Annotated in this window: 24 protein-coding genes and 2 tRNA genes; 10 read left to right on the top strand and 16 right to left on the bottom strand. The window is 69.9% G+C overall.

Annotated elements, in window-relative coordinates:
- Positions 1-51: 51 nt before the first annotated feature.
- Complete coding sequence (locus LIP_RS06625; RefSeq protein ID WP_068135915.1) at positions 52-549, bottom strand: carbohydrate-binding protein; 498 nt, start codon at positions 547-549, stop codon at positions 52-54.
- A 162-nt stretch (positions 550-711) separates the two neighbouring features.
- Between LIP_RS06625 and LIP_RS06620 the strand changes: the two genes are divergently transcribed.
- The 5 genes from LIP_RS06620 to LIP_RS06600 all read left to right on the top strand — a co-directional run bounded on the left by LIP_RS06620 (position 712) and on the right by LIP_RS06600 (position 3,640).
- Positions 712-930: a hypothetical protein gene (locus LIP_RS06620; RefSeq protein WP_068135911.1), complete on the top strand. Its 219-nt coding sequence runs from the start codon at positions 712-714 to the stop codon at positions 928-930.
- A gap of 77 nt (positions 931-1,007) precedes the next feature.
- A complete protein-coding gene (locus LIP_RS06615; protein WP_198409759.1) occupies positions 1,008-1,880 on the top strand; it encodes an MTAP family purine nucleoside phosphorylase in 873 nt (290 codons plus the stop codon).
- Positions 1,881-1,953: 73 nt separating this feature from the next.
- Positions 1,954-3,414, top strand: a complete 1,461-nt coding sequence (gltX, locus tag LIP_RS06610) for a glutamate--tRNA ligase (RefSeq protein ID WP_068135909.1) — start codon at positions 1,954-1,956, stop codon at positions 3,412-3,414.
- A 72-nt stretch (positions 3,415-3,486) separates the two neighbouring features.
- A tRNA-Gln gene (locus LIP_RS06605) sits at positions 3,487-3,560 on the top strand.
- Between the two features lie 4 nt (positions 3,561-3,564).
- Positions 3,565-3,640: transfer RNA gene (locus LIP_RS06600), tRNA-Glu, on the top strand.
- Positions 3,641-3,724: 84 nt separating this feature from the next.
- Here the strand turns inward: LIP_RS06600 and LIP_RS06595 are convergent.
- From LIP_RS06595 to LIP_RS06560, 8 genes are all read right to left on the bottom strand, one after another.
- Complete coding sequence (locus tag LIP_RS06595; RefSeq protein WP_068135906.1) at positions 3,725-4,627, bottom strand: gamma-glutamyl-gamma-aminobutyrate hydrolase family protein; 903 nt, start codon at positions 4,625-4,627, stop codon at positions 3,725-3,727.
- Positions 4,628-4,870: 243 nt separating this feature from the next.
- On the bottom strand, positions 4,871-5,809 hold the full coding sequence (locus LIP_RS06590; protein WP_198409758.1) for an ABC transporter permease: 939 nt from the start codon (positions 5,807-5,809) through the stop codon (positions 4,871-4,873).
- A gap of 28 nt (positions 5,810-5,837) precedes the next feature.
- Positions 5,838-6,884, bottom strand: coding sequence for an ABC transporter permease (locus LIP_RS06585; protein WP_198409757.1), 1,047 nt, complete (start codon positions 6,882-6,884; stop codon positions 5,838-5,840).
- Between the two features lie 120 nt (positions 6,885-7,004).
- Positions 7,005-8,543, bottom strand: coding sequence for an ABC transporter substrate-binding protein (locus LIP_RS06580; protein ID WP_068135903.1), 1,539 nt, complete (start codon positions 8,541-8,543; stop codon positions 7,005-7,007).
- Positions 8,544-8,691: 148 nt separating this feature from the next.
- Positions 8,692-9,681, bottom strand: coding sequence for a carbon-nitrogen hydrolase family protein (locus LIP_RS06575; protein WP_068135899.1), 990 nt, complete (start codon positions 9,679-9,681; stop codon positions 8,692-8,694).
- Between the two features lie 82 nt (positions 9,682-9,763).
- Positions 9,764-10,147, bottom strand: coding sequence for a sulfite exporter TauE/SafE family protein (locus tag LIP_RS06570; RefSeq protein ID WP_068135897.1), 384 nt, complete (start codon positions 10,145-10,147; stop codon positions 9,764-9,766).
- Entirely contained in the window at positions 10,147-10,500 is a 354-nt protein-coding gene (locus tag LIP_RS06565; RefSeq protein WP_068135893.1) for a sulfite exporter TauE/SafE family protein, read from the bottom strand. Before LIP_RS06565 ends, LIP_RS06570 begins: the two co-directional genes overlap by 1 nt.
- 57 nt (positions 10,501-10,557) lie before the next feature.
- A complete protein-coding gene (locus tag LIP_RS06560) occupies positions 10,558-10,866 on the bottom strand; it encodes a metal-sensitive transcriptional regulator (RefSeq protein WP_068135890.1) in 309 nt (102 codons plus the stop codon).
- 248 nt (positions 10,867-11,114) lie between these two features.
- On the opposite strand from LIP_RS06560, the gene LIP_RS06555 reads away from it, so the two are divergent.
- Complete coding sequence (locus tag LIP_RS06555; RefSeq protein ID WP_158509580.1) at positions 11,115-11,654, top strand: TlpA family protein disulfide reductase; 540 nt, start codon at positions 11,115-11,117, stop codon at positions 11,652-11,654.
- 11 nt (positions 11,655-11,665) lie between these two features.
- Here the strand turns inward: LIP_RS06555 and LIP_RS17700 are convergent, their stop codons facing one another.
- The 3 genes from LIP_RS17700 to LIP_RS06545 form a co-directional block, all read right to left on the bottom strand.
- Positions 11,666-11,821, bottom strand: coding sequence for a CcmD family protein (locus LIP_RS17700; RefSeq protein WP_082725961.1), 156 nt, complete (start codon positions 11,819-11,821; stop codon positions 11,666-11,668).
- Between the two features lie 57 nt (positions 11,822-11,878).
- Complete coding sequence (locus tag LIP_RS06550) at positions 11,879-12,277, bottom strand: cytochrome c maturation protein CcmE (protein ID WP_068135885.1); 399 nt, start codon at positions 12,275-12,277, stop codon at positions 11,879-11,881.
- A 99-nt stretch (positions 12,278-12,376) separates the two neighbouring features.
- On the bottom strand, positions 12,377-13,105 hold the full coding sequence (locus LIP_RS06545) for a metal-dependent transcriptional regulator (protein WP_068135883.1): 729 nt from the start codon (positions 13,103-13,105) through the stop codon (positions 12,377-12,379).
- A gap of 179 nt (positions 13,106-13,284) precedes the next feature.
- On the opposite strand from LIP_RS06545, the gene LIP_RS06540 reads away from it, so the two are divergent.
- A complete protein-coding gene (locus tag LIP_RS06540; RefSeq protein WP_068135879.1) occupies positions 13,285-13,971 on the top strand; it encodes a cytochrome c biogenesis protein in 687 nt (228 codons plus the stop codon).
- Between the two features lie 100 nt (positions 13,972-14,071).
- On the opposite strand, the gene LIP_RS06535 is transcribed toward LIP_RS06540, so the two are convergent.
- Entirely contained in the window at positions 14,072-15,142 is a 1,071-nt protein-coding gene (locus LIP_RS06535; RefSeq protein ID WP_068135877.1) for an isocitrate/isopropylmalate dehydrogenase family protein, read from the bottom strand.
- A 142-nt stretch (positions 15,143-15,284) separates the two neighbouring features.
- Positions 15,285-15,512, bottom strand: a complete 228-nt coding sequence (locus tag LIP_RS06530) for a hypothetical protein (protein ID WP_068135874.1) — start codon at positions 15,510-15,512, stop codon at positions 15,285-15,287.
- Between the two features lie 146 nt (positions 15,513-15,658).
- On the opposite strand from LIP_RS06530, the gene LIP_RS06525 reads away from it, so the two are divergent.
- From LIP_RS06525 to lgt, 3 genes are read left to right on the top strand one after another with little or no spacing between them, the layout of a single operon-like run.
- Positions 15,659-17,122, top strand: a complete 1,464-nt coding sequence (locus LIP_RS06525; protein WP_068135871.1) for a sensor histidine kinase — start codon at positions 15,659-15,661, stop codon at positions 17,120-17,122.
- Complete coding sequence (locus LIP_RS06520) at positions 17,091-17,750, top strand: response regulator transcription factor (RefSeq protein WP_231699350.1); 660 nt, start codon at positions 17,091-17,093, stop codon at positions 17,748-17,750. The genes LIP_RS06525 and LIP_RS06520 overlap by 32 nt, the downstream gene beginning before the upstream one ends.
- Positions 17,747-18,583, top strand: a complete 837-nt coding sequence (gene lgt, locus LIP_RS06515; RefSeq protein ID WP_068135869.1) for a prolipoprotein diacylglyceryl transferase — start codon at positions 17,747-17,749, stop codon at positions 18,581-18,583. The genes LIP_RS06520 and lgt overlap by 4 nt, the downstream gene beginning before the upstream one ends.
- On the opposite strand, the gene LIP_RS06510 is transcribed toward lgt, so the two are convergent.
- Entirely contained in the window at positions 18,552-19,229 is a 678-nt protein-coding gene (locus LIP_RS06510; RefSeq protein WP_158509579.1) for a heme exporter protein CcmB, read from the bottom strand. The genes lgt and LIP_RS06510 overlap by 32 nt on opposite strands.
- A gap of 82 nt (positions 19,230-19,311) precedes the next feature.
- Positions 19,312-20,046 carry an ABC transporter ATP-binding protein gene (locus tag LIP_RS06505; RefSeq protein WP_068135860.1) on the bottom strand — a complete coding sequence of 245 codons (735 nt, stop codon included), beginning with the start codon at positions 20,044-20,046 and terminating at the stop codon, positions 19,312-19,314.
- Between the last annotated feature and the right edge of the window lie 47 nt (positions 20,047-20,093).

The following is a 20,093-nucleotide window of genomic DNA, read 5'->3' as shown; positions in this document are numbered from 1 at the left end:
TCCCCCCTTCCCCCCACCGGCCTCCCGGGATGCTTCGCCCCGGCGCCCGGGCTACCAGGGCACGGTGCCCTCGTGGATCTCGTAGCTCCAGTTGCGGCCGGTGTTGTTGTCCCAGTTGTTGGCGTTGTCGCGGAAGCAGAAGCTGAAGCGGCCGCCGTCGTCCAGGGTGACCTTGGCCTCCCAGTGCCCCTCGGGCCGCCGCTGCATCGCGTACTCCCGCACCCTTCGCCACGGGCCGGGCCCGTAGCCGCAGTGCAGGAAGACCTGCTGCGCGCCCGCCCGGGCCAGGAGCCCGTCGTACGCCACCGTCACCTGGTCCTGTCGGGTCATGGGCACCGGCTCCACCTTCACGCCGTCGTTGGGTGCCAGTTGGTACGCCTCGGCCGCGGGCTCGGCCGTGGCCGTTCCCGCGACGCTGCGGCCGTTGTAGAAGCCGGCCAGCTCGTCGGCTGCCTCCATGCCGGCGCTTCCCGGCGACGCGCGCCCGCGCTCCGTCTCGTCGTCCTCGGTCCAGCCCAGGATGTCTCTCAGCGTCTCCCACCAGCTCACGCGCGCTTCCCTCCCTTCGCCCCTTGCCTCGCCCCTAGTCTGGGCGCGGCCCGAGCCGCCTATGGCCGGGACTTGGAGGGACCCTCGCGTGCGGCTCCCTTCGGCGGGCTGCGCAGGGTGGGCTGGGGCGGCATAAGGAACCGCCGCCGTGCCAGACTAGCGGTGGAGGGATCGCACCTGGACGGACGAACGCCCCACATCGAGCAGATCCTCGACTTCGTGCGGAACCATCCTGAGTCGTACGCGAGCCTGGCCGTCTGCCGGCGGGCCCTGGACCGGGGGCTCGACGCGGTGACCCCGGAGACGCTGAAGCGCCTGGCAGGCCACCTGGAACAGGCACCCACGGAGGAGGTGGAAGCCTACCTCGACATCGTCGGGTGATCCCCGCGGCGACCGCCGGAAGGAGCACGTCCGCCCCTGGCGAAGGAAGGCTAGGTCAGGCGGAGGAGGGGCTGAAGGTGCGCGTGGGCATCATCGGCGGTACGGGCCTCTACCGGATGGAGGCCCAGGAGGAGGAACCGGTCCGCGTGGCGACGCCCTTCGGTCCCGTGGTCCTGCGGCGGGTCCTCTGGGCCGAGCGAGAGGTCTTCTTCGTAGCGCGGCACGGGGAGCAGCATCACATCCCGCCCCACCGGGTGAACTACCGGGCCAACGTTTGGGCCCTGAAGGAAGTGGGGGTGGAGCGGGTCCTCTCCAGTTCCGCCGTCGGCTCCCTCCGTCCCGAGATGCGGCCGGGCGACCTGGCGCTGGTGGACCAGTTCCTCGACTTCACCCGCGGCCGGGTGACCAGTTTCTACCAAGGCGACGCCTCCGGCGTCTTCCACGTGGACGTGACCGACCCCTACTGCCCCGAGCTCCGGGCCACCCTGGCAGCGTCCGCGGCCAGGATCTTCCCCGCTGGCGAGGGCGACGGTGGCGAAGGCGGTGCGGGCGGCCGTGACCCCCACGAGGCCGGGCAGCACCCGGGGCCGGTGATGCACCCTGCGGCTACCTACGTCTGCGCCGAGGGCCCGCGCTACGAGACCGCGGCCGAGATCCGGGCCTTCCGCCAGCTGGGCGGCGACCTGGTGGGGATGACCAACGTGCCGGAGGTGGTGCTCGCCCGGGAGGCGGGCCTCTGCTACGCCACCGTGGCCGTGGTCACCAACCTGGCGGCCGGACTTGCTTCCGCGCCGCTCACCCACCAGGAGGTCACCGAGGTCATGGAGAGCGCCTCGGAGCGCCTGCGCGCCCTCCTGCAGGAGGCGGTGCGCCGGCTGGAACCCCCAACGTGCGCCTGCGCCGAGCTCGGGGGACCGTGGCCGCCGGACGTGGAGCGGGCCGGCCGCTGATGGAAGGACCGGACCGGAGACAGACCCCATTGCCGGCAGGTCGCTCACAGATCGTTCAAGGAGAGGATCGGGCTTGGAAGAGGTACGCGCCCGCTTCGCGCCCAGCCCCACCGGCTACCTGCACGTCGGCGGGGCTCGCACCGCGCTGTTCAACTGGCTCTTTGCACGCCATCACGGCGGGACGTTCGTGCTCCGCATCGAGGACACCGATGCCCTGCGCTCGACCGAGGCGTCGGTGAACGTGATCCTCGAAGCCCTGCACTGGCTGGGCCTCGACTGGGATGAGGGCCCCTCGGTGGGCGGCCCCTACGGGCCGTACCGCCAGACCGAGCGCCTGGACCTCTATCGGGAGTATGCCCGGCGCCTGGCGGACGCGGGCCGCGCCTACCGGTGCTACTGCAGCTCCGAGGAGCTCAACGAGCGCCGGCAGGCTCTGCTGAAGAGCGGGCAGGCGGTCAAGTACGACCGGAAGTGCCTCAACCTCTCGAAAGCCGAAAGGGACCGCTACGAAGCCGAGGGCCGGGTGCCGGTGCTCCGTTTCCTCGCCGACGACCAGGGCGAGACCGTGGTGGAAGACCTGATCCGCGGCAGCGTCCGCTTCGAAAACCACGTGCTCGACGACTTCGTCATCATCAAGTCCGACGGAAACCCCACCTACAACTTCGCCGTGGTGGTGGACGACGCGCTCATGCGGATCACCCACGTGATCCGGGGAGAGGACCACCTCTCCAACACCCCGCGCCAGATCCAGGTCTACCAGGCGCTGGATCTTCCGGTCCCCCGCTTCGCCCATGTGCCCATGATCCTGGGCCCGGACCGCCAGCGGCTCTCCAAGCGTCACGGCGCCACCTCGGTGGAGCAGTACCGGGAACAGGGCTACCTGCCCGAGGCGATGGTGAACTACCTGGCCCTGCTGGGGTGGTCGCTGGACGACCGCCACGAGCTCTTCACCCGGGAGGAGCTTGTGGAGCACTTCAGCCTGGAGCGCATCTCCAAGAACCCAGCCATCTTCGACGTGAAGAAGATCGACTGGATGAACGGCGTCTACCTGCGCTCCCTGCCCCGGGAGCGGCTGGCCCGGGAGGCCGCGGCGCGCCTGGAGCAGGCCGGCTACCTGCCCCCCGACCAGAGAGAAGCCAGCCTCCCCCGCCTCGAAGCGATCCTGGAGCAGGTTCAGGCCCGCATCAAGCACCTGGGCGAGCTGGTGCCCTGGACCTACTACTACTTCACCGATGAGGTCCAGTACGATGAGAAGGCGGTGGAGCGCTTCCTCACGCCCGAATACGTGCCTGCCATGCTGGCCGAGGCCGTCCACGGGTTGGAGGCGCTGGAATCCTTCACCGTGGAGGGGATCCAGGCCGTGTTCGAGGGTCTTCGCGAGCGGCGCGGGATGAAGTTGGGCGACGTGCTTCAACCGGTCCGGGTGGCGCTCACGGGCACCACCGTCTCGCCGGGGATGTACGAGGTGATCCACCTGCTGGGCCGCGATGCGGCCTGCCGGCGGCTTCGACGGTGGGCGAAGTCTTCGTCTTGACAGGTGTGGGGAGCCGTGGTACCCTCGAAGACGTCGGGTGCGGGCGGAGGTTCGCGCATTCGGTGTTCCCGCTGGGGAGTGGTGTAACGGGAACACGCTGGACTCTGGATCCAGTAATGAAGGTTCAAATCCTTCCTCCCCAGCCAATGTGCCCCCATCGTCTAGAGGCCCAGGATGCATGGTTCTCAGCCATGAGACCCCGGTTCGAATCCGGGTGGGGGTACCAACGAGGCCGTACTTCGGTACGGCCTTGTTTGCTTGCTGCCTCTTGGAGCCTCGGTCGTTCTGCATCGTCCTCTCCTGACCGCACTCACTCAAGGCGTGCGGCGGAGCTTGAGGCTGCGTGCCCGACCGCGACGCCAGCCGCGGGGGCGGTTGCCCCGTCTCCGACTGCCGCCCCATCCGTGCCGGTGCTGGCGCGGTCCGTGCCTGTGAGCGCCCCGCCTGCTGGCGGGTGCCCTTCTCGCACCAGCCGGTGCCGCCCGGCGGCCCGGACGAGGCTGTCGAAGAGCCGGAGCCAGCGGGGCTGCTCGGCGAGGAGCAGCTCCGGGTGGAACTGGACGCCCAGCACGAAGCTGTGCGCCCGGCTCTCCACCGCCTCGATCACCCCGTCCTCGGCCCGCGCCGACACCCGCAGAGGCGGTGCCACCCACCGGGCGGCCTGCCGGTGGAGGCTGTTGACGCCGATCTCGGTGCGCCCCAGGATCGCTGCCAGCAGGCTGTCGGGCTCGATCCGGATCCCGTGCACCGGGCGGCGGCCGATGGGCACCTCCTCGCGGTAGTGCGCGTGGGCGCCGGGGGGCAACGAGGCGCGGATCCTCCCGCCCAGGAGGCGCACGATCATCTGGTGGCCCCGGCAAACGCCCAGGACCGGCGTGTCGGCGGCCAGAGCCGCCCGTAGCAGGGCGCTCTCGAAGCGGAAGCGCCGGGGCGCCAGGGCCTCCAGGTCCGGAAGCTGCTGCTGGCGGCGGTGGCGGGCCCGGAGGTAGCCGCCCCCGCCGGAGAAGAGGAGACCGTCCATCTGCCGGATGAAACCGGGCAGCGCCTGCTCGCCCACCAGCGGGACCAGGACGGGAAGGCCCCCGGCCCGCTCGATGGCCCGGGCGTAGGGTGCGTCGCTGAAGAAGAGCTCCACGTGAGGTCTGAGAGACTCCAGGTCCGTGCCGTCGTCGAAGGCCACCGTGATCCCGATGAGCGGCCGCTCGTCCGGCATCGATCTCCCTCCGGTTGCACCCTGCCCCGGCGGGTCGAGCCGTCCGCCGGAGAGACCTGTTCCCCCGCTCCCGTCCGGCCTGCCGGCCCGGACGAGATTCAGCGGCCTTCGCGCCCTGGCTTTGTCTGCAGTATAGGCGGGCCCTTCCGAACCGTCAAGACAAAACCGGCGTCACGGGGGCGAACCGCGGGCCGGGCGAACCGGTGGACGGACCCGCCGGCTCTCGTACGGCTGGCTCCTCCGTCACTCGCGCAACCTCGGGTCCAGCGCGTCGCGGAGGCCCTCCCCCAGGAGATTGATGGCCAGCACCGTCAGCAGGATGGCGAGGCCTGGAAAGGTGGAGATCCACCACTGCTGGAAGACGTAGCTCCGCCCGTCGGCGATGATGGTGCCCCACGAGGGCGTGGGCGGCTGGACGCCCAGACCCAGGAAGGAGAGCGAGGACTCCATCAGGATCACCCAGGCGACCCGCAGGGTGGCGATGACCACCGCCGAGGCGAGCACGTTGGGGAGGATCTGGCGGAACATGATGCGGAAGGGACCGGCCCCCAGGGCCCGGGCGGCCTCCACGTACTCCCGCTGCTTCACCGCGAGCACCTCGGCCCGCACCACCCGGGCGGGCGTCACCCACTCCTTGTAGACCAGGGCCAGGAAGAGGTTGGTGAGCCCGGGGCCCATGACGGCCATGAGGGCGATGGCCAGCACCAGGTACGGGAAGGCCAGGAGGATCTCCACCAGGCGCTGGATCACCGTGTCCGCCACGCCCCCGAAGAAGCCCGAGACCAGCCCCGCCACCACACCCAGCGAAGTGGCCACCAGCACCACCACCGCCCCCACCGCCAGGGAGACGCGCGAGCCGTAGATCATGCGGCTGAGCAGGTCCCGGCCCAGGTGGTCCGTCCCCAGGGGGTGGCTCCAGCTGCCGCCCTCCATCCAGGCAGGCGGCTGCAGCTTGTGGATGGGGTCGATGCGGGTGGGGTCGTGGGGAGCGATCCAGGGCGCACCCAGGGCCACCGCCACCAGGAGGAGCACGACGACGCCCCCCACCACGGCCAGCCGGTTCTTGCGGAACTCCCGCCACACCAGCTGCCAGGCGGACAGGTTGGTGGTCTCGTGCTCACCCTCCAGCTGCTCCAGGAGCTCGCGCCGGGTGAGCTCGTGGGCCCGTTCCAGCTCCTCCAACGGGATACCTCCCAGCCTTTCGGGCACCCTAGAGCGTGACGCGCGGGTTCAGGTACGTGTAGAGCGAGTCGGCCGCCAGGTTCATCAGGATGTACGTGAGCGCGTAGACGAAGACCGCCGCCTGCACCACCGGGTAGTCGCGCACGTAGACCGAGTCGACCACCAGCCGGCCGAGGCCGGGCCAGCCGAAGATGGTCTCCACGATCATGTTGCCGCCCAGGAGGGTGCCCACGTTCAGCGTCACCACGGTGACCGTGGGGATGAGGGCGTTGCGCAGCACGTGGCGCAGGACCACCCGGGCGCCCGAGAGCCCCTTGGCGCGGGCGTAGGTGATGTACTCCTGGCGGATCACCTCCAGCATGGAGGAGCGGGTGATGCGCATGGTGAGCGCGGCCATCGCAGCACCCAGGGTCACCGCCGGCAGCAGCAGGTGCCGCAGCGCGTCCCCGAAGGCGGGACCGTTGCGGGTGAGCAGGCTGTCCAGCAGATAGAGCCCCGTGAGGTGGGCGGGCTCGAGGCCGTAGGTGATCCGGCCCGAGATGGGCAGCCACTGCAGCGTCACCGCGAAGACGATCATCAGCACCAGCCCCAGCCAGAAGTCGGGCATGGAGACCCCCAGCAGCGCGCCGACGGTCCCCACCCGGTCCGGCCAGCTGTAGCGCCGCACGGCCGAGAGCACCCCCACCGGCAGCGCGATCACCAGCGAGATCAGCAGCGCCATGACGGTCAGCTCGATGGTGGCCGGCAGCCTGGAGGCGATGAGGGAGCCCACCGAGGTTCCCCGGTAGTAGAAGGAGATTCCTATGTCGCCCCGCGCCAGCCCCCCCAGGAAGAGCAGGTACTGGCGCCACAGGGGCTCGTCCAGGCCCATCTCGGCGCGGAGCTGGTCGATCTGCTGCTGGGTGACGGTTCCCTGCCCGGCCATCATCACCTCGACCGGGTCGCCCGGGGTGAGGTGGATGAGGGTGAAGACGATCAGGGTCACCCCGATGACCACGGGGATCGTCTGGAGCAGGCGTCGTGCCAGGTAGGATCCGCTCAGCGTCCGACACCTCCGCCGTGAGGCCGGCGACACGGGGGCCCGACTCGAGAGGAGCCCGGCTCGCGGGGGCCCGGCCTCGGTGCGACCGCGGGCCCGGCGCCAGGGCCGGGCCCGCCCTTCCCTCTCCTGTTCGTCTCGGTTCTGCCCGCGAGCCTACCGCTCCTGCGCGTCGTGGAGATTGATGCGGCTGTCGGGGCTGGGCTCCCAGTTTTCGATGCGCCGGTTCACCGCATAGAGGTCCTGGGCCACCCAGCCGAAGAGCATGGGCGCGTCCTCGTGGACGATGGCCTGCATCTCGCGATACGCGTCCTGCCGGGCCTCTTGATCGGTGGTCCGGGCGGCCAGGGTGAGGAGCTCGTCCACCCGCGGGTTCGAGTAGCCGCTGTAGTTCCCGCGCCCGCCCGTCCGGAGCTTGGGCTCGGCGATGTCGCTGGGGTCCAGGGTGGCGTTCCCCCAGGAGTCCACCCAGGCGTCCCGCCTGCCCTGCTTGATGGCGTCCACCATGGCCCCGTAGTCGCCCCAGCTTTGGATCCGGGTCCGGATGCCGACCTGCTCCAGGTAGTAGGCGATCACCTCGGCGGCGGGGCGGTTGTCGGGCATGGTGTCGACGGTGATGGAGAGACCGCTTCCCACACCGGCTTCCTGCAGGAGCTCCCGTGCGGCCTCCGGATCGTAGGCGTACGCCTCCAGGCTCTCGTCGAAGCCGAAGGCCTGGGGCGACAGGAGGGTCGAGGTGCGCGTGGCCAGGCCGTTCAACACTCCGTCCACGATGGCCTGGACGTCCACCGCCAGGTTCACCGCCCGGCGAACCCGCACATCATCGAAAGGCGGTTTGGTCACGTTCATCCCCATGAAGAAGCTGCGCGTGCCGTTGACCGTCAGGACCTGCAGGTTCGGGTCGGCCTCCACCGCGCCCATCTGGTCCACGGGAACGTCGGTCATGATGTCGATCTCGCCCGCCCGCAGGGCTGCCAGCCGGCTTGCGGGTTCAGGCAGGGCCTGGAAGATCACCCGCTTGACCTGGGCCGGCCCCACGGGGGGCAGCTCGGGCGAGCCGCCGTAGTAGTCGTCGTAGCGCGCGAGCACCACCCTCTGGCCCTTCTGCCACTCCACGAAGCGGAAGGGGCCTGTGCCCACGGGCTTCTCGATCATCCGGTCGCCGGTCTCGGAAGGGACCATCATGTGGAAGGGGAGAAAGGAGAGGAGCGCAGGCCAGGGGCCGTCGGTCTCGATCTTCAGCGTGTATTCGTCGACCACCTCGGCTCCCGTTACCTGGCCCAGCAGCCCCTTGCGCGGCGAGGTCTGGCCTCCCATGGCCCCATCCCTCACGATGCGGTTGATGCTGTAGGCCGCGTCCTCGGCGGTGAACGGCGTCCCGTCGTGAAAGGTCACACCTCGGCGCAGGTGAAAGATCCAGGTCGTGTCGTCCGGCTGCTCCCACGACTCGGCCAGCTCGGGCACCACGCGCATGTCGGGCGTGCGCGTGACCAGCCCGTCGTAGACGTTGCGCAGGATGGTCTCGGTCTGGCGGTGGCGGAAGTTCATGGGGTCCATGGTGACGGCGTCCTCGTCCATGCCCACCACGAGGGTGTCGGGCGGCGAGGCGGCTCCGGTCGGGAGGGCCGCAAGTGCGAGTGCGAGGGCGCAGGCGAGCGCCAGGGAACGCCAAACCACGGCCAGTGAGCGTCGCACGGGCATGCTCCTTTCGTGTGGGTTCCTTCGAGGGAATACCGGTCCCTGTCGGGTCTTCTTCTCCCAAGTGGTCAGAAGTTCCTGTTCCTGTTGGACAATCTGGATTACCAGACAGCGTGAGGGTGAGACCCGCGTGGCGGGTCGGCCGTCACCGGGCGGCGTCGAGCTCGTCGGGGTGCGGCAGCGCCGCGGCCAGCACCTCGGCCCCCGTCCAGCCCCGTGCGAGCGCCACCACGCCCGGGCGGGCCGGCCGGCCGGCGTAGCCTTCCTCCCGGCCCAGATCCCGGCGGGAGGTGAAGATGCCCGACTGGCCCTCGAACGCCAGATCGAAGAGGGAACCCACCATCATGGGGTTCACGGCGTACAGGGGCCGCCCCCCACCCTCCAGAACCGCCTGCCACGAGCCGCGTGCCCAGTCGTCCCGCTGCCAGTCGTCCCACGCCTTGGGGTTGGCGGAAGGCTGGACCAGAACCTGCACGCCCTGCTCCCTCAGGCGCTCCCGCACGTCAGGGTGGAACGCGTCGTAGCAGATGGCGATGCCCACCCGCCCCACGGGCGTGGGCACCACCGAGAGCGTCTCGGCGGGCGCCGGGGTGAGGTCCAGGTTGCCCTCGGCCTCGAGCTCCACCAGGTGGACCTTGCGCTGGCTCGCCACCACCCGACCGCCGGGGTCGAAGAGGTAGCTGGTGTTGTAGGCCGCCGGCCCAGGCAGGAGCTCCGGAACACCTTCATGGAGCCGGTGGTCGGGGAAGACGGCGCTTCCGGCCACCAGGTGGCAGCCGTAGCGCCGCGCCAGGTTGCCGAAGAGCTCCACGTACGCTCGATGGGCCGTCGGGGCCCGCTCCAGGAAGAGCGCCCGGATGACGCTCACCCGCCGCAGCAGGCGGGTGCGGGCCACCCCCCACAGGTGGCGCCGGGCCAGGGCCCTCACCGCGCTCGCCAGCTGCCCGCGACCCTCGAGCAGCTCACGATCCTCCGCGAACCCCAGGAGCGTGCCGGCGTCCTCGGGAAAGGCGGCAAGCACCGGCACGTCCCCGGGAAGCCGGCGCAACCCTGACCCCAGGAGCGCACCCAGGCGGCGCTCCAGGCGCGCGAGGTCGGCGTAGTCCGCCGCCTCCAGACGCTGTTGCACCGCCACCAGTCCAACCTGCCGCGTCGGCGTCGCCCCCGATCCGCGGGCGGCCTCCCAGCCCCCGGTACCTGCCGGGTGCCGCCCACTCCTAGCCCTTCGGCGCGGCGGGCGACTCCCCTCCCCGGGTGAACCACTCGAAGAGGCCCACGGCCACCAGGAAGAGGCCGTACGCGCGGCGCAACCCGTCCGGGCTGATGATGAGGGCCAGCGAAGCCCCCAGCGCCGCACCGCCCACGGCCGTGGGCAGCACCCGCCACGCCGTTCGGGCGTCGAAGGTGCCTTGCCGCCAATGCTGGACCACCGCGAGGGCCGCCAGGGGAAGGAAGGCCAGCAGGACCGCGCCCTGGGCCAGCTGCTGGGAGAACCCCAGCAGCAGCACCAGCACCGGCACCACCAGCTTGCCGCCGCCCACCCCTAAACCGCTGAGGGTACCCATGAAGAGGCCCAGGCCCAGGCCGAAGAGGATCTGCATCAGCCGGTCACCATGCGGTAGCCGGCCACCAGGACCACGGCCGCGAAGAGCCGGCGCAAGGTCCGGGGCGGGATGCGTGGCGTGAGCCAGGCGCCCACCACTCCCCCCGCCGCGCTCCCCGCCGCCAGAGGCCACGCGGCCGCCAGAGGCACCGAAGCGCCGAGCTGGTAGAAAAAGAGGCTGATCGACGAGGTGACCAGGATCACCAGGAGCGAGGTCCCATGAGCCGTCCGCTGGTCCAGGCGGAGGACGTCCACCAACGCAGGCACGAGGAGGGTGGAACCGGCCGCGAGCAAGCCGTTCAGAAGCCCCACCACCGCCCCGACCCCAGCGGAGACCACGCCCTTCGGCATGCGCCTTCCCTCCCTCTCCTACCGTTCCACGGGTCGGGGGAGTTCAGGCGCCTGCGATCACCGGACGAAGTGGGAGATGGCGTCCATCAGCTCGTCGATGGCCTCCCCACCGCCGTCGCCCTGGACCGCGCGGGCCACGCAGCCGCGGGTGTGGTCCTCCAGCAGCATGAGGCCCACCTTCTCAAGGGCCGCGCGAGCCGCCGCCACCTGGATGAGGATGTCCACACAGTAAACGTCTTCCTCCACCATGCGCTGGATGCCGCGTACCTGCCCCTCGATGCGGCGAAGGCGCTGGGAGAGGGCCTTCTTGTCCCGCTCGCGGTACTCGGTGTGGACCGTGCGATGCGCCGTGTGGTTCTCTGCCACGTCTTCCGCCCCCCGGCCTTATACCGTCTACCGGTATCCTATCGTTATTATGATAAGCGTACACCGAAGGCATGTCAAGATACATACCCAGGCTGAGAAGTGCCGGGGCCGCGTGTCTCGCCGCGCCACGCGCGGGCCGGCCCCGGGGAAGGATTCCGTCGCTGGGTGCCCAATGGTTCGTGTCGGAGGAGGGACGCTCATTGAAGACGGCTCTGCACGGGCGTATGCCGCGGGGTGCATCCGGGAGGGTGGTTGGCCGCCGCGCGGCGGCGATCCTGCTGACCTTCTGGTTCGTCGTAGGGTCCACCCTGCTCCTGGCGGCGACAACGGCGCGCGGGCAGCAAGAAGCCCTGCCCTTCGCGGGGTACCCTGCCCCCGATCTTACCCTTGAGCTCCTGGATGGCGGGACCTTCACACTTTCAGCGAACCGGGGGAAGGTGGTGCTGGTCAACTTCTGGGCCACCTGGTGCCCGCCGTGCCGCGAGGAGATGCCCGAGCTTGAGCGCCTTCATCGGGAAGAGGCCGGCCGGGTCCTGGTGGTGGGGGTGGACGCGATGGAAGACCCCGAGACGGTTCGCCGCTTCATCGAGGCCGAGGGCTACACCTACCCCGTGGCCTTGGACCCGAAGGGAGAAGCCCTGGCCGCCTACCTGACCCGGGCCATCCCCACCAGCTTCTTCGTGACCCCCGACGGTTTCATCAGCCGCCGCCACACGGGCATCCTCACGCTGCAAGCGGCCCGTCGCTTCGTGGAGGAGGCCCTGGCCTACCGGCCGCCCGAGCGGTGAGCCCCGGCGGCTCAGGCCCGGTCTTCGTTCCGCGCGTGCCCGGGCTCGAGCGCCTTCTCCAGGGTTTCCAGCTGGCGACCCAGGTCCCGCTGGCGGAGGCCCAGCCTCAGCAGGTAGCCGAACAGAAGCAGCCAGAGCAGCATGTATGCAACGACCAGGTACGACAACCGTTCTTCCCCCTCGGCAGGACGCCCGCCGCCCGGCTCCTCCCAGATCCCGCCCTGTCAGGACTCGGGCAGGGCAGGCTCATAGCGGGATGGGCACTGCATCAGGATCTGGTCCGCGGTGATGGTACCATCAGGCCCCCAGCGCCCCTCTACGATCACCGGGGCACCGCCCTGGAAGGTGTCGGGCTTCGCTCCATGATAGACGGCGGGGATGCGCGAGGCCCCTTCCTGAACCTCGAAGGCCAGACGCATGACGGTGGGGTCCCACTGAATGCTTCCCGGAGCCACCTCACCGTTGACGCGCAGGAACCGCCCGCTCAGCTCCGAGCTGCGGGCTGCGGCCTCGGCCACGGTGTAGTAGTAGACGCCGGTGTTGGCAACGGCTGTGGCGATCAGGTAGGCGAGCACGCCCCCGAAGAGGACGCCCGCCACCCCCAGCTTGACCTTGCGGCTCACGCCGACGCTCCTCCCTGCGGCCTCGCCCCCGGCCGTCCGGGGGACCGGCGGGCTGGCATGCCCATGTCGGTCCCATTATAAGTAGGGTCCAAGGGGAGGTCAATCGGACGGGCCCGCCGCTCCGCCCCCGCCCCCTTCGGCTGCCGCACGGCCCGCTTCCTCTCCCTCGTCCCCCGGGGTGCAGACGTAGACCGACTGAGCGATGCGACTCCCCACCGTGCGCTCCTGCCCGCCCACGTCCAGCACCAGGGGCTCTTCGAAGGGGGGCTTGCGCATGACGCGCACCCGCTGGCCCGGCGTGAGACCCGCCTCGGCCAGATACCTGAGGAGGGCGGGATCGTCTTCGTCCACGCGGCTCACGGTGAGCTCGTCACCCTCGGCCGCCTCGGCCAGGGTCCGATCGCTCAGGAGCGCGACCTGGCCGTGCGCGTCAGGGATCGGGTACCCGTGCGGGCAGGTGCGCGGGTTGTCCAGGATACGGTCGAACCCTTGGATCACCTCGGCCGGCAGGGCGTGCTCCATGCGGTTCGCCAGGGCATCCACCCGGTCCCAGGGGATCTCGAGCACGTCGGTGAGGAAGCGCTCGGCCAGGCGGTGGCGGCGGATCACGTCCAGGGCCGCCACCTCGCCCGCCTCGGTGAGGGAGACGCCGCTGTACTCCTTGTACCGCACGAGCCCTTCCTGGGCGAGCCGCTGGAACATGTGCGTGGTGGAGGCGGCCGACACGTTCAGACGCCGGGCGATCTCGCTGGTGGTGGCCTGCCCGCCCTTGTGCACCGCACGGTAGATGGCGGCCAGGTAATCTTCCACAGGCTGGCTCAGGGCCACGGCGGCTCCCTCCTCGCGCACCCTTCATCTTACCATGGGGGCGCCCAGCCGGACCACCCCGCGCCGCGCGGGGTTCCGAGCGAACGGTGACCCCGGGGGCACGCGTGTGCTATACTGTTCGCGTCCAGCTCCAATGCCTGCCGGCCCAAGGCCGGCGCTTCCAGGAGGCGTTCCACGCCATGGCTCGAACCCCTGCGGCACCCCGCTCCTGGGCACCGCCGCGCTGGCTGGCGGCCCTCACCGCTGTCCTCGTGTTCGCCGGCCTCTACCTTGCCCTGGTCTACGCCCCGCCCGAGCGGACCATGGGTGATGTCCAGCGGATCTTCTACTTCCACGTGGCGTCGGCGTGGAACGCGTTCCTTGCGTTCCTGGTGGTGGCGGTCGCCAGCGCCGCCTACCTGCGGACCCGTCGCCCCCGGTGGGACGACCTGGCCTACGCCTCGGCGGAGGTGGGCGTGCTCTTCACCACCCTCACCCTCATGGGGGGCACCCTCTGGATGCGCCCGGTGTGGAACACCTGGTGGACCTGGGATCCCCGCCTCACCACCACCCTCATCCTTTGGTTCATCTATCTGGGCTACCTTCTCCTGCGCTCGTTCTCCGAGGGAGGCGAGCGTCAGGCCCGTCTGGCGGCGGTCTACGGTATCGTGGGCTTCCTGGACGTGCCCGTGGTCTACCTTTCCTCCGTCTGGTGGCGGGGGATCCACCCATCCCCTGCGGAGACCGAGTTCGCCGACCCCATGGTGCTGGCCCTGGTGGCCAACGTGGTGGCCTACACCGCACTCTACGCTTACGTGACCCTCCTGCGGGCCCGCCAGCGGAGCCTCGAGGACCGCGTCGCCGCCCTGCGCGAGTCTCTGCGCTGACAAGGAGAGCCCCGGTCGGCCGCCGGGGCTCTCTCACGATCGGTCTCTCTCACGATCGGTGCCGGCTGACCGCGCAGCCGCCCGCCCGGGTCCGTCCCGCTCACCGCATGGCCGCGATGATGGCGTCGGCCATCTGGGAGGTTCCCACCGCGGTGGGGTCGTCGCGGTTCGGCTTCATGTCGTACGTCACGCTCTTGCCTTCGGCGATGACCGCAGCCACAGCCCGCTCGACCCGGTCTGCCGCTTCCTTCTCACCCAGGTGCCGGAGCATGAGCACCGCCGACAGGATGATGGCCACCGGGTTCACCTTGTTGAGCCCGGTGTACTTGGGCGCCGAGCCGTGGGTGGGCTCGAAGAGCGCTGCGCCGTCGCCAATGTTGGCCCCCGGGGCGACCCCCAGCCCCCCCACGAGACCCGCGGCCAGGTCCGACAGGATGTCGCCGTACAGGTTCGGCAGGACGAGGACGTCATACAGCTCGGGCTTCTGGACGAGCTGCATGCACATGTTGTCCACCAGCCGCTCCTCGTACTCCACCCGGCCCTCGTACCTCTTGGCCACCTCGCGGCCCACCTCGAAGAAGAGGCCGTCGGTGTACTTCATGATGTTGGCCTTGGCCACCGCTGTCACCTTGTGCCGCCCGTTGGCCAGCGCGTACTCGAAGGCGTAGCGGATGATCTGCTCGCTCCCCGAGCGGGAGATGGGCTTGATGGAGATGGCTGCGTCCTCCCGGATCTTGGAGGGCGCCCAGGCGCGGATGGTGCGGGCCTCCTCGGTACCCGCCTCGAACTCCACACCAGCGTAGAGGTCCTCGGTGTTCTCCCGGACGATCACCAGGTCGATGTCTTCGTAGCGGGAGCGGACACCCGGGTAGGACTTGCACGGGCGCACGCACGCATAGAGGTTCAGCTCGTGGCGCAGGGCGACGTTGACGCTCCGGAAACCGGTGCCGATGGGCGTGGTGATGGGGCCCTTGAGGGCCACCCGGTTCCGCCGGATGGAATCCAGCACACCGTCGGGCAAGGGCGTGCCATACTTGTCCATCACGTCGGCCCCGGCCTCCTGGAGGTCCCACTCGATGGAGACCCCCGAAGCCTCCACCACCCGCCGGGCAGCCTCGGCCAGCTCGGGGCCTGTGCCGTCCCCGGGAATGAGCGTGACACGATGGGTCATGAACGATCTCCTCTCTACCGAGTCCGATGCGCGCGGCGACGCAACGGTATACCCCCAACCAGTTACCGTTTCGTTCCGGCACGCGAGGACTCCTCCCGTCCCGCCGAGGGGGCGTAGGGCGGGGAGGATGAGGAGGATCGGCTCAGGAAAGAAGGTGCAGCGCCGTGACGCCCAGGAGGGCCGTCCACGCGAGGCTGCCGCCCACGCCGGCGCTCCAAAGCCCCGCCACGTGATGGCGGGGCACCCGGATCCCGAGCTGCTGGCGCACACGGAGGCGGCGAAGGGCGGGCCTGAGCTCCCGGAAGATCACACCGGCCCCGTAGATCGATACGCCTAGCCAGGCCAGGGCTGGTAGGAGATGTCCACCCATGCGGCCCTCTCCTTCCGTCTCCTGCACCCCGGAGAGGCAGGGGCGAGCAAGGGGTACGATTGGTGCAGGTCGCCCGACTATGGTACAATCAAAGTATAGTCGCGACCGGGGAGAAGGGCTAGTACGGATGGGGGCCGTCTCGAGGCATGGAGCTCCTTCAGCAGTTCTTTCGCACCAATGAGATCGTCATCTTGTTCGGACACGGACTCGTTTTCTTTATTATGGGTTTCTCCACCTATCTGGAGTCCCGCCGGTCCAGCCAGCTCCGCCTCGCCCGGCATCTGCCCCTCCTGGGCCTGTTCGGCATGATCAACGGGGTTTCCGCCTGGGGGAGCGTCTTCATTCCTATCCAGCGCACCTACCTGCCCGAAGCGGTGGTGGCCAGCCTGGAAGGGCTGGATGCGGTCTTGCTCGCGCTCTCCTTCGCCTTCCTCTTCGCCTTCGGCGGGCGCCTCCTGGCCGAGACCCGGCCGCGCCTGGGCTTCCTGCCGTGGCTGGCCGGGGCCGTCTTGGCCGCCTGGTTCGCCGCTTTCGTCTGGTCGGGCCTGAAGGAGGGCGCCACGGGGATCCGGGCGTGGCTCCTCTTGAGCGACGTCTGGTCCCGGTACCTCCTGGGCTTTACCGGTTCGCTCCTGGCCGCCTGGGGGCTGGCCGAGCAGCGCTCCCAGTTCGACGAGATGGGACTTGGCCACCTGAACGTCCACCTGGGCCTGGGCGTTGTCGCCTTCCTCGTCTACGCTGCATCGGGAGGGCTCGTGGTTCCCAGGGCCGGCTTCTTCCCGGCCAACGTGGTGAACGACGTGGCCTTCTTTACCTGGCTCGGTGTTCCCGTCCACGCGTTCCGGGCCCTGGCAGGGCTCGCCATCGCCTACGTGACCATCCGGATGCTGGAGGTCTACGACGTGGAAGCCGCCCTCCAAAACGAGACCCACCAGCGGATGCTGGCGGTGCTCACCGAGCGCGACCGGATCGCCCGCGAGCTTCACGACGGCGTGATCCAGCAGCTTTACGCGGTGGGGCTCAACCTGGAGAGCTCCCTCTTCCTCCTGGAGAGCGAGCCCGGCCAGGCCCGGCGGCAGATCCGGGAGAACATGGGCCGGCTGAACCAGGCCGTCAAGGACATCCGCCGGTACATCATGAACCTGCGCACCCCCCAGGAGGAGGAATCGGCTCCTTTGCCGGCGCGGTTGCGCAGGGTCGCGGAGGAGTTCCGTCGAAGTTACCCGGTCGAGGTGCGGGTGCAGGTGCGGCGGGTCACCCACACGTCCCTCTCCCCCGAGACGGTGGAGCATGTGGTCCAAATCGTCCGGGAGAGCATGACCAACGCGATACGGCACGGCCACCCGCGCCAGGTGCACCTGCGGGTGGAGGGGTTCAACGACGGGCTCTCGGTGGCGGTGGAGGACGACGGCGCCGGCTTCGACCCCGCCAGCGTCTCCGGGCGGAACGGCGAGACCGGGCACGGCCTGCAGAACATGCGGGAGCGGGCCGAGCTGATCGGGGGTCGACTGGACATTCACAGTCGCCCGGGCGAGGGAACCCGTGTGTCGCTCATACTAACGGGTGGTGATCAGGCCGGTGGAAGCCATTCGCATCCTGATCGTGGATGACCACGAGGTGGTCCGGATCGGCCTACGGTCGCTCCTGGAGCGCATCGGCCAGTTCGAGGTAGCGGGCGAAGCCGGTTCGGCTCAAGAGGCGATCAACCTGGTGCGGTCGCGCAAGCCCGACGTGGTCATCATGGACATTCGGATGCCCGACGGCTCGGGCATCGAGGCGTGCCGCGCCATCCGCTCGGAGAACCCGGACGTGAAGGTGATCATGCTCACCTCCTACACCGATGACGAGGCGATCTTCTCCTCGGTGATGGCCGGGGCCAGCGGCTACGTGCTGAAGCAGATCGGCAGCCAGGAACTGGTGGAGGCAATCCGCACCGTGGCCGCCGGCGGCTCGCTCCTGGACCCGTCCATCACCGGCAAGGTTCTGGAGCGCATGCGCGGCATGACCCGCGACCAGCACCAGCACGAGAAGCTCACCGATCAGGAGCTGCGCATCCTGCGCCTCATCGCCGACGGTCGCACCAACAAGGAGATCGCCGACGCCCTTTACCTGAGCGAGAAGACCGTGCGTAACTACGTCTCGAGCATCCTCTCCAAGCTGAACCTGGCCAACCGGGCCGAGGCGGCCGCGTACGCCGTGCGCCGCCACCTCCTGGAGGAGCCGGGCGAGACGCCTTGAGGTCGTGGAGCGACCCGGTCCTTCTCCGGCTCGGGTCCTTCGAGCTTCGCTGGTACGGCCTCATCCTGGCGGCGGCCATCTACGCCTCCACAGCGGCCCTGGCCCAACTGCTGCGGCATCGGGGCCACCGAGACCCCTGGGACGAGGCGGCCGGTCTCGCAGCGTGGCTCATCCCCGCAGGCCTGCTCGGAGCTCGCCTCGGCTTTGTCGTTCAGAATCTATCCTACTTTGCGTCTTATCCTGCCCAGATCCTCGCCACCTGGACGGGCGGGCTCTCCATCCACGGGGCGCTGCTCGGGGGTCTCGCGGCCCTGGCCCTGCGCGAGCGCTCCCGAACCGGCTTCCTGGCCAGGGCCGATCTCCTCCTCACGGTGCTCCCCCTGGGCCAGGCCATCGGCCGCTGGGGCAACCTCTTCAACCGGGAGGTCCTGGGCTACCCCACCCACCTGCCCTGGGGCCTCTACGTCGAGCCCGCCTTCCGTCCGGCCGCTTTCCGCGCCTCGGCCACCTTCCACCCCGTCTTCCTCTACGAGTCCCTCGCAGACCTGGCGCTCTTCGCCTGGCTCTGGTGGCGGGCGAGCGGAAGCGGCGAGCGGTCCGACCGGACCCCCCGCCCCGGCAGCACCGCTCCCCCGCTGCTTGCGCCGCCTCCCGGCGCCCAGGCCGCCCTCTACCTGGCCGGCTACGCCGTGATCCGCTTCGGCCTGGAGTTCGTCCGTATCGGAACGCCGGTGCTCCTGGGGCTCACCCTGGCCCAGTGGGTCAGCGGGGGGCTGCTGGCTGGGCTGGCCGCGTGGCGAGTCACAGCTCGATCACCTGCTCGAAGAGGATGAGCGGCACCACCAGGAAGAGGAGGTCGTAGGCGCCCAGGAGTTGGAACCACTTGAGCCAGCCGGCGGGGTCCAAGCCCAGGAGGATTCCCTGGGTGATCTCCACCACGCCCAGCACCACCGGCACCAGGAGCGGGAAGAGGAGGATGGGGAGCAGGATCTCGCCCGAGCGAGTGCTGGCCGCCAGGGCCGAAAGGAGGGTGCCGCTGAGGGTGAAGCCGATGCTCCCCAGGAGGATCGCCAGGGCGAAGAGGGCCACGTCGCCGGTGAGGGTCTGGCCCAGGAGCACGAAGAAGAGCGGCAGCACCACCGCTTCCGTGAAGAGCATGAGCAGTAGGGTGGAGAGGGCCTTGGCGTAGTAGACGGTGCTGCGGTCCATGGGGATCAGCATCATGCCCCAGAGGGCCCGGTCCTCCATCTCCTTGGAGAAGCTCCGGTTGAGCCCCAGCACGCCGGCGAAGAAGACGGCCACCCACAGGATGCCCGGGAAGAACGGTCGCACCTCGCTCCGGGAGGGGTCGAGGGCGAAGCTGAAGATCACCACCACCAGCAGGGAGAAGACGAACATGGCGCCCAGGAGCTCCTTGCTCCGGGCCTCCACCACCACGTCCTTCCACGCCAGCAGCCCCACCCGCCGGAGGGCGTCCACCGCGTGCTCCACCTCCACTTCCGGAATGCCCGGTCCGTGGCCAGATCGTAGGAGATCCCACCGACCTCTCCCAGCCCGGCGCTCACCCCCGCCCGAGGCCGGGGCGGACCCGCTCCCGGTACCATCGCCCCACCTGGGCCGGATCGCCGTCCAGACTCCCTGCGGTCACCTCGTCCACCAGGCGGCCGCCCTCCAGCAGCACCGCCCGGTCCACCGGCAGGGGCGCCCCCCCGGGCTCCAGCTCGTGGGTGACCAGGAGGAGCGAGCGTCCTTCGGGCCCCAACCCCGTGAGCACCTCGTTCAGCCGGGCGCTCCCCTCCTGGTCCAGGGCCGTGTACGGCTCGTCCAGCAGGAGCAGGTCGGGCGAGTGGACCAGGGTGCGGGCGATGGCCAGCCGCTGGCGCATGCCGCGGGAGTAGGTGCGCACCGGCTCGCCGGCGAAAAGGGCGAGCCCCATGCGATCCAGGAGCCCGTCCACCCACCGGCGGGCATCCGGCACGCCGTAGAGCCGCGCGTAGAGCAGGAGGTTCTCGCGGCCCGAGAGGCTCATGTAGAAGAGGGTGTGCTCCACCAGCACCCCCAGGCGGGCCCGCAGGGCGGGCTTCTCGGCCGCCGGCTCCCCGCCGATGAACACCTGGCCCGAGGTGGGCTTCAGGAGCGTCGCGCAGATCCGCAGCAGGGTGGACTTGCCCGCCCCGTTCGGGCCCAGGAGCGCCACGCGCTCGCCCCGGCCCACGACCAGGTTCACCTCGTGCAGGATCCGGCGGTGGCCGATCTGCTTGCTCACCCGGTCCGCCCGGAGGGTCTCCTCGCTCACGAGTGGATGGTCGCCTGCCTCTCGCTCCGGGGCCGTCCCCGAAGCTG

It is taken from the genome of Limnochorda pilosa, assembly GCF_001544015.1.
GTDB classification, from domain to species: Bacteria; Bacillota; Limnochordia; order Limnochordales; family Limnochordaceae; genus Limnochorda; species Limnochorda pilosa.
Note: the sequence above shows the minus strand (reverse complement) of the source record. Positions and strands in the feature narration are given on the sequence as shown.

Coding starts and splice junctions, on each gene's coding strand:
- LIP_RS06525 (WP_068135871.1), top strand. CDS start 15,659: ATGGAGCTCCTTCAGCAGTTCTTTCGCACCAATGAGATCGTCATCTTG.
- LIP_RS06570 (WP_068135897.1), bottom strand. CDS start 10,147: ATGCAGATCCTCTTCGGCCTGGGCCTGGGCCTCTTCATGGGTACCCTC.
- LIP_RS06565 (WP_068135893.1), bottom strand. CDS start 10,500: ATGCCGAAGGGCGTGGTCTCCGCTGGGGTCGGGGCGGTGGTGGGGCTT.
- LIP_RS06595 (WP_068135906.1), bottom strand. CDS start 4,627: ATGCCGGACGAGCGGCCGCTCATCGGGATCACGGTGGCCTTCGACGAC.
- LIP_RS06535 (WP_068135877.1), bottom strand. CDS start 15,142: ATGACCCATCGTGTCACGCTCATTCCCGGGGACGGCACAGGCCCCGAG.
- LIP_RS06540 (WP_068135879.1), top strand. CDS start 13,285: ATGGCTCGAACCCCTGCGGCACCCCGCTCCTGGGCACCGCCGCGCTGG.
- LIP_RS06530 (WP_068135874.1), bottom strand. CDS start 15,512: ATGGGTGGACATCTCCTACCAGCCCTGGCCTGGCTAGGCGTATCGATC.